Raw genomic sequence first — 13109 nt, forward strand, 5'->3', positions numbered from 1 at the left:
AAAGCATCGCGGAAGGCTTGTGGGATAGGCGCGCCAGCCTTAACTCGCCGCAACCATGGCGCAGCCTCCAATTCTTTCCTGGGAAAATCTCGGCCTCCAGCAGGGCGGCCGCTGGCTGTTCGGCGGGCCCGAGCAGGACAATATCGACCTGCATATCGGCCCGCGCGACCGGCTGGCGCTGATCGGCCGCAACGGAGCGGGCAAGACCACGCTGTTCCGGCTGATCGACAACAAGCTCGATGCCGATCAGGGCCAGCGCAAGGTCAAGCCCGGCACGCGCATCGTGGTGCTGGAGCAGGACCCGGACGTATCGGCCTACGACACCCTCATGGATTTCGCGCTCGGCGGCGAGCATGCCCCTGCGGAACACGAGGTCGAGGCGATCGCAGGCCAGCTCGGCATCGACATGAGCCGCGAGGCCGCGGGTGCCAGCGGGGGCGAGCGACGCCGCGCGCAGATCGCCCGCGCGCTGGCGCAGGACCCCGACCTGCTGCTCATGGACGAGCCGACCAACCATCTCGACCTCGCGGCGATCGACTGGCTGGAAAGCTGGCTCGACCGCTATACCGGCGCGTTCGTCGTCATCAGCCACGACCGCACCTTCCTCAAGCGCCTGACCCGCGCGACGCTGTGGCTCGACCGCGGCACGATGCGGCGCAAGGAGGTCGGCTTCGGCGGATACGAGGCGTGGGAAGAACAGGTCTATGCCGAGGAAGCGCGCGCGGCGGAGAAGCTCGACGCGAAGTTGAAGCTGGAAGCGCACTGGCTCGAACGCGGGGTCACCGCGCGGCGCAAGCGCAATCAGGGGCGGCTGGAAGCGCTCTACAAGATGCGCGCCCAGCGCGCCTCGATGATCGACACGTCCGGCACCGCCAAGTTGAAGCTGGCGACCGAGGAGGACTTCAAGAGCAAGTCGGTGATCGTCGCCGACAACATCTCCAAGAGCTACCCTACCCCGGAGGGCGAGCAGCGCACGATCATCCGCGACTTCAGCTTGCGCATCCAGCGTGGCGACCGGATCGGGATCGTCGGCTCCAACGGCGCGGGCAAGACGACGCTGCTCAAGATGCTCACCGGCGAGATCGAGCCGGATAGCGGCCGCGTGGACATCGCCAAGACGCTGACCGGCGTGATGATCGACCAGCAGCGCAGCCTGCTGGGCCAGGGCAAGACCGTGCGTCAGGTGCTGGCCGAAGGCGGCGACTGGATCGACGTGCGCGGAAACCGCAAGCATGTGCAGGGCTACCTCAAGGAGTTCCTTTTCGATCCCGGCATCGTCGATACCAAGGTCGATATCCTGTCGGGCGGCGAGCGTTCGCGGCTCCTGCTGGCCCGCGAATTCGCGCGCGCGTCCAACCTCCTCGTGCTGGACGAGCCGACCAACGATCTCGACCTCGAGACCCTCGACCTGCTGCAGGAGGTCATCGCGGACTACGAGGGCACCGTGCTGATCGTCAGCCACGACCGCGACTTCCTGGACCGGACGGTCACCGTCACGCTCGGCCTCGACGGGTCGGGCAAGGTCGACGTGGTTGCGGGCGGGTACGAGGACTGGGTCGCCAAGCGGCGCACGCCGATCGTGGGCAAGTCCAAGGCGGCCGCCAAGTCCGCTCCGCCGCCTCCCCCACCCCCGCCGCCGCGCGCGGACAAGCTCTCCTTCAAGGACCAGCGCGACTACGATACGCTGCCCGCCCGGATCGAGGAGCTGGAGCTGGCCATCGCGCGGGGCGAGGAGATCCTCGCCGATCCCGACCTGTACGCGCAGGATCCGCAGCGTTTCGCCAACATCTCCAAGGGCGTGGAGAACGCGCGGGCCGAGAAGGACGCGGCGGAAGAGCGCTGGCTGGAGCTCGCGGAGCGGGTCGAGGGTTGAGCACCCAGGAGCTCCACCGCCAGATCGCCGCATGCCGCATATGCGAGGCCGCGCTCGGCTTTGCGCCGCGCCCCACGGTCCAGTTCTCGTCCACCAGCCGCATCCTCATCATCGGGCAGGCGCCGGGCAGCAAGGTCCATGCGAGCGGCATTCCGTGGGACGATGCCAGCGGCGACCGCTTGCGCGAATGGACCGGGTTGAGCCGCGAACAGATGTACGACCCCGAGACCGTGGCGCTGGTGCCGATGGGCTTCTGCTACCCCGGCAAGGCCAGCGGCGGGGACAAACCGCCCCGCCCCGAATGCGCGCCGAAGTGGCACGACCGCGTGCTTGCCACCCTGCCCGAAGACCGGCTGACGCTGCTCGTGGGCACCTATGCGCAGGCCGCCAACCTTCCCGAGACCAAAGGCTGGACGATGCAGCGCCGGGTCGAGCAGTGGCGCGATTTCGCGCCCGATGTCTTCGCCCTTCCTCATCCCGCATGGCGTTCAACCATCTTCATGCGCAGGAACCCGTGGTTCGAGGCCGAAGTGCTGCCTGCGCTGCGCGAGGCGGTCGCGGCGAGGGTCAGCTGAGCCCTTCGGCCTTCATCGCCTGCTGCACACTGTCACGCTGGCTGTTCCGGTCGCGGAACGCCTGCAGCGACTGCGGCACGTCGATCCCGAACTTGTCCGCCCACAGGAGCGTCACGAACAGGTAGTTGTCGGCCACGGTCGGCCCTTCGGCCACCAGCCAGTCGCGGCCGTCCAGCAGCGTTTCGGCTAGCTGGTACTTCTCCGCCACGGTCTGTTTCGCCTTGGCTTTGGCATCACCGTCGGCCCCGCCGAACAGCGGGCCGTAGGCGCCGTGGATCTCGGTCCCGATGAAGCCGATCCATTCGTGCAGGCGGAAATGCGCTTCGCCGCCGGGCAGCGTGCCCGTGGCGCTGGCGAGATAGGGAAGCACCGCCGAATTCTCGGTCAGCAGGCCGAATTCGTCGGTGACGATCGCGGGCACGTAGCCGCGCGGGCTGATCGCGTAGAAATCCTCGCCATGCTCGGTTTCGTGCTTGGAGAGATCGACTTTGGTCGCCTCGAAATCCGCGCCGCTCTCGATCAGGGCGATGTGGCTGGCGAGGCTGCAGGCGCCGGGCGAAAAATAGAGCTTCATGGTCGGGTCTCCTCGGGTTGCGTATCCTGCACCAACAACGACGAAGACGCCCGCACGATCCGCGCAAGACTGCGAAGCACGCCGACGGCCTGACACACCTGACACAGTGTCCAGGGGCAAAAAATGCCGCCTCACCTTATGCGGTAGAAATCGGCCACCCGTTCGAGCGCGAGTTTGAGCACCAGCTTGCCCGAGCGCGCGGGCCATTGCAGCGCGCGCTCGGCTGCCGGCAGGCTCTCGCACGCACACACCACGCGCCACAGCACGTCGGACAGGCCGCTGCCCGCCGCCGCCAGCGCGCCGTCGAAACGTTCCTTCGCCGCCATCTGCCGCTCGGTCGGGGAAAGGCCGGCATCGGGCCCGCCCTTGATCCGCACCGGGTCCCACCGCATCGTGACCGAGGGGGCAAGCTGCGCGCGTTCGTAATCCATCCGCAGACGCTCGCCCGCATCGAACAGCCGGTCGCTCAGGTGCCCGCGCGCATGCAGCCAAGAGAGCGGACTTTCGGCGACGTTGAGGGTGACCGAACGGCGGCGCGCGTGCACGCCGCCGTCCTTCCCGCGCCGGGGGCCTTCGCTGGTGAGTTCGCGTTCGACGAGTTCGCGGGTCATGACTGGCTCTCCTGTGTGCAAGACGATGCAGCGGGATTGCCAAATGCGCTTGTCTGTAGGAAAGCGATTTCACCAATCTGGTAAAACAGGCACGCCCTCGATGATCAACCGCATCCGCGACATGCGCCGGCAGAAGAACTGGACGCTTGCCGATCTGGCGGCCGCGTGCGACCCGCCGACCACTGCACAGACGATCGGGCGGCTCGAGACGGGCACGCGCAACCTCTCGCTCAAATGGATGGAGCGGATCGGTGCGGCGCTGGGCGTAGACCCCGAAATGCTCGTCCGCTCGGACAAGGCCGAAGACGGTACGGCGGTCGTCGCGATGCTCGACGAGAACGGCCCGCACGCGCTGACGAGACCGCGCGAGGCGGTCGGGCCGGAGCGGATGGGCCGCGCGGGCAACCGCATGGTGATGCAGGTGAGCGCGAGCACGGGTGCCTACCGCGCGGGCGACGAGGTGTGGCTCAGCCGGATAGCGCCCGAGAATGCGGCCCGCGCGATGAACCGCGACGTGCTGGTCCCGCGCCGCGCCGGGCGCTTCGCCTTCGGGCGTCTGGTCGACCACGAACCCGGGCGGCTGGCCTTGCTGCCGACCGAGCCGGGGCGCAAGCAGCTGATCGTGGAAGACCCCGCCTGGCTCGCGGTTGCCGAAATGCTGGTCCGGCGGCTGTAACCGGATGCCCCGCCTGCTCTCCATCGCGACGCTCTATCCGAGCCGCGCGCGCCCGCACTTCGGCACCTTCGTCTCGCACGCGCTCGACGCGCTGGCCGCGCGGCCCGGTTGGGACGTGACCGTGATCAACCCCATCGGCCTGCCGCCGGTTCTCGCGGGCGAGTACCGCGCGCTGGCCGATGCGGCGGTGGACGAGCTGGACGGCGAGGTGGCGGTGCATCGCCCGCGCTTCACGCTGATTCCGCGCATCGGCGGGCGCTTCAATCCGGGACTGATCGCGCACGCCGTGCTGCCGCTGGCGCGCCAGCTTCACGCAGAAGCCCCGTTCGACATGGTCGATGCGCAATTCTTCTATCCCGACGGGCCTGCGGCGGCGGCCATCGCCGAGGAACTCGGCCGGCCGCTGGCGATCAAGGGGCGCGGGGCGGATATTCACTACTGGGGCGCGAAAGGCTTTGCCCGCGCCAAGATGCTGCGCGCCGCCCGCCAGGCCTCGCGCCTGCTCGCGGTCAGCGGCGCGCTGGCTGAGGATATGGCCGCGCTGGGCATGGATCGCGGCAAGATCGCGGTGCACCATACCGGGCTCGACCGCGATCGCTTCCGGCCGCTGCAGAACGCGGGCCTGCGGCGGATGCTGGGCGAGCGGCTGGGGGTCGCCCTGCCCCAGAAAGAGCCGATCCTTGCCAGTGTCGGCGCGCTGATTCCGCGCAAGGGGCAGGACCTGGTGCTGCGCGCGCTGGCCGATCTACCTGATGCCAAGCTGCTGCTGGTCGGGCATGGGCCCGACGACGCCATGCTGCGCGGTCTGGCCGAAGAGCTGGGGATCGCAGGCCGGGTCCACTTCCTCGGCTCGGTCGATCACGACCTGCTGCCGCTGATCCTGTCTGCCGCGGATATCATGGTGCTGCCGTCGCGCAGCGAGGGGCTCGCCAATGCCTGGATCGAGGCGCTGGCCTGCGGCACGCCGATCGTGATCGCGGATGTCGGCGGCGCACGCGACGTGGTGCGCGGGGCCGAGGCGGGCCTGATCGTGGCGCGCGATCCTGCGGCCATTGCCGAAGGGGTGCGCACGATCCTCGCCCACCCGCCGCAACCGCGGGATACCGCCGCGCTGGTCGCCGAATTCGGCTGGGCAAGCCATGCCGAGGCGCTCGATGCGATCTATTCGGAAATGGTCGAGACCGACCCCCTACCCCGCTCATGCTGAGCTTGTCGAAGCATCGTACTTCTTGAAGAAAAAGTGAGACCCTTCGGAGTCGTAGACGGCGCAACGCGCCACCGGCTCAGGGTGAGCGGATTGCCAGATACCAGCGGGCCTAAGCCTCGCCGCGCGCGACCTTTTCCTGCTCGTCGGCCTTGCCATCCTGCGGCACGAAGCTGGTCGAGGTCACGCCCAGCCAGATCAGGATCGGCGCGGCCATGTAGATCGAGCTGTAGGTACCCACGAAAATGCCCAGCGTGATCGCGGCGACCATGCCGAACAGGCTCGCCGGGCCGAACAGCAGCAGCGGCAGCAGCGCGATGAGCAGCGTCAGCGAGGTCATCACGGTCCGCGCCAGCGTCTCGTTGACCGACAGGTCGAGCAGCTCTGGCACCGGCATCTTGCGGAATTTCTTCAGGTTCTCGCGGATGCGGTCATAGACGACGATGGTGTCGTTGAGCGAATAGCCGATGATGGCGAGGATCGCGGCGATAATCTGCAGGCTGAACTCCATCTGCGTGAGCGCGAAGAAGCCCATCGTCAGCGAGACGTCGTGGACCAGCGCGAAGAGCGCGCCCACGCCGAACTGCCATTCGAAGCGGACCCAGATATAGATCGCGATCGCCAGCATCGCGGCCAGCAGCGCGTAGAGCGCGCGGTTCCGGAATTCGCCCGAGACCTTGCCCGACACGCTGTCGACCCCGTCGATGCGGATGCCCGAATATTCGCTGTTGAGCGCGGTGGTGATCTCGCGCGTCAGCCGGTCGGCGAATTCCTTGTCGCCCTCCGCCTCGGCCGGGAGCTTGACCCGGATCGAGACCTCGTTGGCCGCGCCGAAGCGCTGGACCACCGGATCGCCCGTGTCGGGCAGCGAGCCGACCGTATCGCGGATGTCCGCGATCGGCGCTTCCTGCTGGTCTGTGAAGGTCGCGCGGATTTCCTGCCCACCGGCGAAATCGACGCCGTAGTTCAGGCCCATGGTGAACACCGCGACCCAGCTCAGCACCATCAGCAGAATGCTGACGACGTAGAAGGGAATCCGCCACTTCAGGAACTTGATGTTGGTATCGTCGGGGACGAGCTTCAGGAGTTTCATGATGTGTCTCTCGTGCCCCGCCTAGATGTTGAGATCGCGCGGGCGCTGGGACTTCAGCCAGCCTGCGACCCACATGCGGGTCAGCGTGACGGCGGTGAAGACGGAAGTGAACAGGCCGATGATCAGGACGACCGCGAAGCCGCGGATGGGCCCCGAGCCGAACATGAACAGCAGCACACCGGCGATGAAGTTGGTGACGTTGGCGTCGTAGATCGCGCGGCTCGCCTCGCGGTAGCCGTTCTCGACCGCGGTCACCACGCGCCTCCCGCGCTTGCGCTCCTCGCGGATACGCTCGTTGATCAGCACGTTGGCGTCGACCGCCGCACCGACGGTGAGGACGAAGCCCGCGATCCCCGGCAGCGTCAGCGTGGTGTTGAGCGCGGCCATGATGCCCAGCACCATGATCACGTTGATGATCAGCGCAGCCGTCGCATAGACGCCGAAGCGGCCGTAGGTCACGATCATCAGCGCGATCACGAGGAAGGACCCGATCGCCATCGCGATGAGGCCGCTGCGGATCGAATCCGCGCCGAGATCCGGCCCCACGGTGCGTTCCTCGACGATCGCGAGGTCCACCGGCAGCGCGCCCGAACGCAGCGAGATCGCGAGCGCGTTGGCGGATTCGGGGGTGAAGCTGCCCGAAATCTGCGCCGCGCCGCCACGGATAGGCTCGTTGATATTGGGCGCGGACAGCACTTCACCGTCGAGGATGATGGCAAACGGCCGCCCGACGTTCTGGGTGGTCAGCTGGGCGAAGCGCTGGCCGCCTTGCTGGTCGAACTGGATATTGACGACGCTCTCGTTTGTCTGCGGATCGACGCCGGCCTGCGCGCCGGTGAGGTTGTCGCCCTGGATCCCGCCGAGGCGGCGCACGGCGATGTTCTGGCCTTCGAAATCCGATCCGGCTGCGTAGGGGAAGATCTCGCTTCCCGGAGGCGCGATGCCCTGTGCGACGTCGTTCGGCAGCGCGTCGGGATCGACCAGCTTGAATTCGAGCTGCGCGGTCTGGCCGAGCAGCGCCTTGAGCTGCTGCGGGTCCTGCAGGCCCGGGACCTGGACCACGATCCGCGTATCGCCCTGGCGGATGATCGTCGGCTCGCGCGTGCCGAGCTCGTCGATCCGGCGGCGCACCACGTCGGTCGCGCTGTCCATCGCCTGCGTCACGGCCGTGTCGATCGCCGCCTGCGAGGGCGTGAGCACCACGCGGTTGCTATCGACGAGCGTGATCTCCCATTCGCGGGTCAGGCCTTCGCCGTTCATCAGCGGGGTGAGGATCTCGCGCGTGCGATCGATCTCGCCTGCATCGTCGAGCATGAAGGACAGGCGTCCGTCAGCAGTCGAGAGGTCGCCGATGCGAATGGCCGGCTCGGCATCGGCGAGCGCGGTGCGCACGCTTTCTTCCATGTTCTCGAGCCGCTGGGCTGCGACCTGATCGCGTTCGGCCTCGAGCAGGATGTGGCTCCCGCCGGCAAGGTCGAGCCCGAGATTGACGGTCGGTTCAGGCAGTTCGTCGGGATAGGACAGGCCGAGGGCGGAGAACAGGGACGGGATGGCGCAGGCCACCACCGCCAGGGTCAGCGCCCAGAGCCAGATTTTGCGCCAGCGCGGAAATTCGAGCATTTGCTGTGACTTTCCGGGGTTAGTCGTTGCTGGCCTTGGGGCCGATCACGTCGCCGATCGTGCTCTTCACGGCCTTGACCTTCACCCCTTGCGCCAGTTCCAGCTCGACCTCGTCGTCGCGCACGGCCACGATCTTGCCGATCAGTCCCCCTGCGGTCACCACGCGGTCGCCCTTCTTCAGGCCGCCGATCTTTTCCTGGTGTTCCTTCTGCCGCTTCATCTGCGGACGGATGATGAGGAACCAGAAAATCAGGATCATGCCCACGAAGGGCAGGAACTGGAGCCAGGCCGGAGGCGCGCTTGCGCTGGCCGCGGCGGTCATGAGATCGAGCATTGAAGGTCCGGATGGCTGTTGAGAATTGCGAGAGCGAAATGGCAAGCCGGGTCGGTGTGTGCAAGCGTCCGGGTGCGGACAAATCCTGCATGCGCCTTCGGGCCAGCCCTGACCGGCGCGCCTAGCAGCCTTGGGGGCACAGAGCAATCCGATGCTGGAGGTCAGCGGCGGCGAAACTGCGCGACCGGAGGGGTACGAAAAATATGCATGCCCGCAGGCCGTCACAGCCATTGCCAGCCGCGATTCTCGCGCCTATAGGCCCCGTTCCACTGCTCGGGAAGTAGCGCAGCCTGGTAGCGCATCACACTGGGGGTGTGGGGGTCGCAGGTTCGAATCCTGTCTTCCCGACCAGTGGAATTCCTCCCCATTATCGAAAGACTTGCCCTACAGATTCGCCCCCGTTTGGGCGATGGTCAGGCTGGTATCGGACGGCCGTGACCCTATGTGGGTGACCATGACGACACGCACCCTCGCCTCGCTCCATCGCGCCATCCGCGACGATATCGACACCCTCGTCACGCGCAGGCCCGTGCCCGGCGCGGGGCTACCACAGGTCGATCCGTTCCTGTTCCTCAACCATCACGGGCCGCAGACCTACCCGCCCGGCAATGGCGGCCTGCCCTTCGGCCCGCATCCGCATCGCGGATTCGAGACCGTGACCTTCATCCTCGAAGGCAGCCTCGCCCATCACGACACCGGTGGGGGCGAGAGCATCGTCGAGGAAGGCGGCGTCCAGTGGATGACCGCCGGCAGCGGCCTGACCCATGCCGAGCTTTCGCCCGAGAGCTTCAAGCGCGAGGGCGGCCCGCTCGAAATCCTGCAATTGTGGGTCAACCTGCCCGCGCGGCTCAAGATGACGACGCCCGCCTACACCCCCGTGACCGCAGCCGAGATCCCGGCAGTCGACATGGCGCCCGGCGTGCGCATGCTTCCCGTTTCGGGCACCGAGGGCGCGCCGATCGAGTCGCTGACCGGCGTCATGCTGGCCACCGTCGAGATGGCGGCAGGCAGTTCGGCCACCCTGCCCGCGCCTGCGGGACGCAACGTGTTCTTCTACACAGTGCGCGGCGCGGCCCGCATCGGCGACGACGCCGTGCCCGAGCATACGCTCGCGAAACTGACCGACGGCGACGGAATCGACGTGGCGAGCGAGGACGGCTGCCTGCTGCTGTTCGGCCACGCGGACCCGATCGGCGAACCGATGGTCGCGCATGGTCCCTTCGTCATGAACACGCGCGAGGAAATCGTGCAGGCGATCAGGGACCATCAGGCCGGCAAGTTCTAGAACCACGCGCGCGATTGGAGGGGATCGCGCGGGTTTGGGCCGACCGCCGCGCGCCCGTTCGGCTTTGCAGCCCCGGCGCTTTGCGGTTAAGGGCGCGGCCATGGCTGCGATCACGATCAACCGCATCGGCAATGATACCAAGGGGCTCTACGTCGCCCAGGTCGAAGGTTCGGACGAGGTCGGCGAGCTGACCTTCTCGCGCGCCAGCGATAGCCTGGTGATCGTCGATCACACCGGCGTGCCCGATTCCCTGCGCGGCAGGGGCGTGGGTGCGGCGCTGGCCGAGCGCGTCGTGGCCGATGCGCGGGCCGAGGGTTTCCGGATCGTGCCGCTGTGCCCCTTCTTCAAGGCACAGGCGCAGCGCCACCCCGACTGGGCCGACGTGGTGCAGTAGACGGCTTCGAGGTTCGCCGGCGCGAACCTGCCCTTTCCGCCAAAAGAAAACGGCGCGGAAGGTTGCCCTCCCGCGCCGTCTGTTCATCGGTGGATTGCGTGGATCAGAAGCCCGCGCGCACCGTGACGCCGTAGGTCCGCGGCTCGGCCAGATAGGCCGAGTAGGTCTGCTGCTCGGCCACGAAGGGCGTGTTGAACGCGACCTGCGTATATTCCTGGTCGAACAGGTTCTGCGCCCACACCTCGATCGCCCACGCTTCGTCCGGTCCGCGCAGACCGACACGTCCGTTCACGAGGAAGAAGCCGTCCTGTTCCTTGCCGTAGAGCAGGTCCGAACCGGTGTTGTAATCGCCGCTCATCCGGGTGTTCAGATAGAACAGGGCGGACAGCCCGCTGTTGCCGATCGGCGGCGTGTAGGACACCGATGCGGTGGCGGTGATCTCCGGCGCGTTCGAGAGGTTGTCACCCGGCAGCAGGCGCAGCGCAGGGTCGAGCGGGGTGCCGCTCTCGTCACCGATCAGGTCGTCTTCGTACCGCGTATCGGCATAGGTGAGGCCGAAATTGGTGGTGAAGAAGCGCGCGGGACGCACGCTCAGCTCCGCCTCGACACCCTTGGCCGTCACACCGGGCTGCACGTCGTCAGGGCTGCAGGCGCCGGTCGTGATGTCATTGTCCAGATCCGCCCCGCCCAGCGACGTGCCGCACGAGTTGACGTTCTGGACCACGAAGACCGAACCGTTGAAGGTGTTGAGCTGGAAGTTGGAGAACCGCTGGTAGAAACCGGCGAGCGACAGCGTCCAGTCGCGGCCGTCGTACTTGGTGCCGATCTCGAACGCGTCGACCGTTTCCTGGTCGAACTGCAGGTTGGCGGTCGAACCGGTCAGCGCCGGGTTTCCGACCACCGGGCTCGCCTGGAGCGCCGAGCGGTCGAGGTTGAAGCCGCCTGCCTTGTACCCGCGCGAATAGCTGGCGTAGGTCAGCAGGCGATCGGTCGGCTTGAACGAGAGGACCGCGGTTCCGGTGAACTCCTCTTCGTCGCGGCTGTCGGACAGCGTCACACCGTCGAGCTCGGCAGTGCTGTTGCCCTGGCACGACAGCGAGATGATCCCGCCGGCGAGCGCGGCGGCTCCGGTGCCGAGCAGCGGCGAAAGCAGCGCGCGGTTGGTCGGGCAGACCGTGTTGTCGTTGCCCAGTGCTGCGTCGAAATCCTTGGTTTCGTTGGTGTAACGAAGGCCAAGGGTCAGGTTCAGCCGGTCCGTGATGTTGAAGATGTTGTGCGTGAAGACCGCGAAGTTGTTGCTTTCCTGGTTGTACACGTCGTTGGTCGAGCCGAGATCGTTGAGCCCCGCGAGGTTATCGAGACCCGCGAAGATCAGCGGCGATGCCGGGCCAAGCAGCGGGGCGACAAGGCCGCGCGCGCCGGCGGAGATACAGCCCGATGCGGCCGGGTTTGCCAGCGCGGGATTGATCGCATTGACCACGCGGCACGGCGCGAAGGCGCCGTACTGCGTGCCGAAGCGCAGGTTGTCGCGTGTTTCCAGCTTCTCGTTGGCGAAATAGCCGCCGATCAGCCAGTCGAGCTTGCCTTCGAAAGCTTCGCCCTGAAGGCGCAGTTCCTGGCTGAAGGTCTTGAACTCGCGCGCACCGGCATTGGGTCCGGGGGCGCGGTAGAGGATATCGACCTGCGTGTAGTCGGTGTCCGAGCCCTGGAAGTTGGCATATTCGCGATAGCCGGTGATCGAGGTCAGCTCCGCGCCGCCCAGATCCCAGTTCGCTTCGAGTGCGACGCCGTAATCCTCGGTCTCGCCGGCATAGCTGCGGCCGGGCGAGACGTAGATATCGCGGTTGAACGTGTCCTGATTGAGCGCGTTGGGATTCTGGCCGAGCGCCAGCAGCACGGGGATGATCGGGTTCGCCGTGCTGGTCAGCGCAGGGGTCGCCGATCCGGGATAGTCGAACTTCGCGTCGGCCGAGAGGACCGGAACATCGTCCGCCAGTCGCGCCAGCGGCGCGAAGCTCGGCTGCACGAAGGTCGCGGCGCAGCACGCTTCGTCCTTCTTCGAATAGTCGCCGGTCAGGCGGACCGAGAGGCCGTCGTTCGGCTCGAACAGCAACTGCCCGCGCACGAGGTAGCGGTCGCGGTCGTTGACATCGACGTCGTTGACGACGTCATTGTAGAAGCCGTCGCGCTTGAAATAGACGCCGTCGACCCGCGCGGCGAGCGTATCGCCGATCGGGCCGGTCAGCCCGCCTTCGACCTTGATCGCATCGTAGTTGCCGTAGGTGAAGGCGCCATAGCCGCCGAAATCGAATTCGGGCGGCGCGGTATAGATGTTGATGAGGCCGGCAGAGCTGTTGCGCCCCCCCAGCGTACCCTGCGGGCCGCGCAGCACTTCGACCCGGTCGATCGGGCCCAGTTCGCTGAGCGCGTTGCCCGAGCGCGAGCGGTAGACGCCATCGACGAACACAGCGACCGAGCTTTCGAGGCCGGGGTTGTCGCCCACGGTGCCGATCCCGCGGATACGCGCGGAGCCGTTGGCCTCGTTACCCGTGGAGGAGACGAGGAGCGAGGGGGCCACCTGGTTCAGTTCGCGAATGTCGGATGCGCCCGAATTGCGCAGTTCCTCGGCCGACACGACGTTCACGGCGACCGGCACGTCGGTCAGCTGCTGCGTACGGCCCTGCGCGGTGACGACGATCGTCGTCTGGCCGTCGAGCTGGTCTTCCAGATCGCCGACGGCGCTCTGCGGCTCGGTGTCCTCGTCCTGGGCCATCGCAACCTGGGGGAATGCAAGGCCGCCAGCGAGCGCACCGAGCGCGATCGAACGGGTAAAAGTGGCTTTCATCGTAACTCCCAATCCCATGTTTTCT

At 67.0% G+C, this 13109-nt stretch carries 12 protein-coding genes and 1 tRNA gene; 7 read left to right on the top strand and 6 right to left on the bottom strand.

What is annotated here, in order from left to right; translation table 11 throughout:
- Positions 1–55: 55 nt before the first annotated feature.
- Both DL238_RS12445 and DL238_RS12450 read left to right on the top strand, forming a co-directional pair.
- On the top strand, positions 56–1873 hold the full coding sequence (locus tag DL238_RS12445) for an ABC-F family ATP-binding cassette domain-containing protein (RefSeq protein WP_115492551.1): 1818 nt from the start codon (positions 56–58) through the stop codon (positions 1871–1873).
- A complete protein-coding gene (locus DL238_RS12450; protein WP_115492552.1) occupies positions 1870–2448 on the top strand; it encodes a uracil-DNA glycosylase family protein in 579 nt (192 codons plus the stop codon). Before DL238_RS12445 ends, DL238_RS12450 begins: the two co-directional genes overlap by 4 nt.
- Here the strand turns inward: DL238_RS12450 and DL238_RS12455 are convergent.
- Together DL238_RS12455 and DL238_RS12460 are read right to left on the bottom strand one after the other, a co-directional pair.
- A complete protein-coding gene (locus DL238_RS12455; RefSeq protein WP_181883909.1) occupies positions 2441–3022 on the bottom strand; it encodes a glutathione binding-like protein in 582 nt (193 codons plus the stop codon). The two genes, DL238_RS12450 and DL238_RS12455, sit on opposite strands and share 8 nt — an antisense overlap.
- A gap of 131 nt (positions 3023–3153) precedes the next feature.
- Positions 3154–3633 carry a DUF6456 domain-containing protein gene (locus DL238_RS12460; protein ID WP_115492554.1) on the bottom strand — a complete coding sequence of 160 codons (480 nt, stop codon included), beginning with the start codon at positions 3631–3633 and terminating at the stop codon, positions 3154–3156.
- A gap of 100 nt (positions 3634–3733) precedes the next feature.
- On the opposite strand from DL238_RS12460, the gene DL238_RS12465 reads away from it, so the two are divergent.
- Complete coding sequence (locus tag DL238_RS12465; protein ID WP_115492555.1) at positions 3734–4309, top strand: helix-turn-helix transcriptional regulator; 576 nt, start codon at positions 3734–3736, stop codon at positions 4307–4309.
- A gap of 4 nt (positions 4310–4313) precedes the next feature.
- Positions 4314–5516 (top strand): glycosyltransferase, encoded by a 1203-nt coding sequence (locus tag DL238_RS12470; RefSeq protein ID WP_115492556.1) that lies wholly within the window; start codon positions 4314–4316, stop codon positions 5514–5516.
- Between the two features lie 109 nt (positions 5517–5625).
- Here DL238_RS12470 and secF read toward each other — a convergent pair whose 3' ends face one another.
- The 3 genes from secF to yajC are packed head-to-tail and all read right to left on the bottom strand — an operon-like array spanning position 5626 to position 8560.
- Positions 5626–6606: a protein translocase subunit SecF gene (secF, locus tag DL238_RS12475; RefSeq protein WP_115492557.1), complete on the bottom strand. Its 981-nt coding sequence runs from the start codon at positions 6604–6606 to the stop codon at positions 5626–5628.
- A gap of 21 nt (positions 6607–6627) precedes the next feature.
- Positions 6628–8226 carry a protein translocase subunit SecD gene (gene secD, locus DL238_RS12480; RefSeq protein WP_115492558.1) on the bottom strand — a complete coding sequence of 533 codons (1599 nt, stop codon included), beginning with the start codon at positions 8224–8226 and terminating at the stop codon, positions 6628–6630.
- A gap of 19 nt (positions 8227–8245) precedes the next feature.
- Entirely contained in the window at positions 8246–8560 is a 315-nt protein-coding gene (yajC, locus tag DL238_RS12485) for a preprotein translocase subunit YajC (RefSeq protein WP_115492559.1), read from the bottom strand.
- Between the two features lie 274 nt (positions 8561–8834).
- Here yajC and DL238_RS12490 point away from each other — a divergent pair.
- The 3 genes from DL238_RS12490 (at position 8835) to DL238_RS12500 (ending at position 10239) form a co-directional block, all read left to right on the top strand.
- Positions 8835–8911: transfer RNA gene (locus DL238_RS12490), tRNA-Pro, on the top strand.
- A gap of 103 nt (positions 8912–9014) precedes the next feature.
- Complete coding sequence (locus tag DL238_RS12495; RefSeq protein WP_181883910.1) at positions 9015–9845, top strand: pirin family protein; 831 nt, start codon at positions 9015–9017, stop codon at positions 9843–9845.
- Positions 9846–9945: 100 nt separating this feature from the next.
- The gene (locus tag DL238_RS12500) at positions 9946–10239 is read left to right on the top strand and encodes a GNAT family N-acetyltransferase (RefSeq protein ID WP_115492561.1); all 294 of its coding nucleotides are present in this window, start codon (positions 9946–9948) and stop codon (positions 10237–10239) included.
- A gap of 103 nt (positions 10240–10342) precedes the next feature.
- On the opposite strand, the gene DL238_RS12505 is transcribed toward DL238_RS12500, so the two are convergent.
- Entirely contained in the window at positions 10343–13084 is a 2742-nt protein-coding gene (locus DL238_RS12505; RefSeq protein WP_115492562.1) for a TonB-dependent receptor, read from the bottom strand.
- Positions 13085–13109 lie beyond the last annotated feature (25 nt).

Source organism: Alteriqipengyuania lutimaris (assembly GCF_003363135.1).
GTDB lineage: Bacteria > Pseudomonadota > Alphaproteobacteria > Sphingomonadales > Sphingomonadaceae > Alteriqipengyuania > Alteriqipengyuania lutimaris.

Bases quoted from the DNA above. Each gene is read 5' to 3' on its own strand.
- DL238_RS12495 (WP_181883910.1), top strand. From the start codon at position 9,015: ATGACGACACGCACCCTCGCCTCGCTCCATCGCGCCATCCGCGACGAT.
- secD (WP_115492558.1), bottom strand. From the start codon at position 8,226: ATGCTCGAATTTCCGCGCTGGCGCAAAATCTGGCTCTGGGCGCTGACC.
- yajC (WP_115492559.1), bottom strand. From the start codon at position 8,560: ATGCTCGATCTCATGACCGCCGCGGCCAGCGCAAGCGCGCCTCCGGCC.
- DL238_RS12460 (WP_115492554.1), bottom strand. From the start codon at position 3,633: ATGACCCGCGAACTCGTCGAACGCGAACTCACCAGCGAAGGCCCCCGG.
- DL238_RS12455 (WP_181883909.1), bottom strand. From the start codon at position 3,022: ATGAAGCTCTATTTTTCGCCCGGCGCCTGCAGCCTCGCCAGCCACATC.
- DL238_RS12445 (WP_115492551.1), top strand. From the start codon at position 56: ATGGCGCAGCCTCCAATTCTTTCCTGGGAAAATCTCGGCCTCCAGCAG.
- DL238_RS12500 (WP_115492561.1), top strand. From the start codon at position 9,946: ATGGCTGCGATCACGATCAACCGCATCGGCAATGATACCAAGGGGCTC.
- DL238_RS12470 (WP_115492556.1), top strand. From the start codon at position 4,314: ATGCCCCGCCTGCTCTCCATCGCGACGCTCTATCCGAGCCGCGCGCGC.
- DL238_RS12465 (WP_115492555.1), top strand. From the start codon at position 3,734: ATGATCAACCGCATCCGCGACATGCGCCGGCAGAAGAACTGGACGCTT.
- DL238_RS12505 (WP_115492562.1), bottom strand. From the start codon at position 13,084: ATGAAAGCCACTTTTACCCGTTCGATCGCGCTCGGTGCGCTCGCTGGC.
- secF (WP_115492557.1), bottom strand. From the start codon at position 6,606: ATGAAACTCCTGAAGCTCGTCCCCGACGATACCAACATCAAGTTCCTG.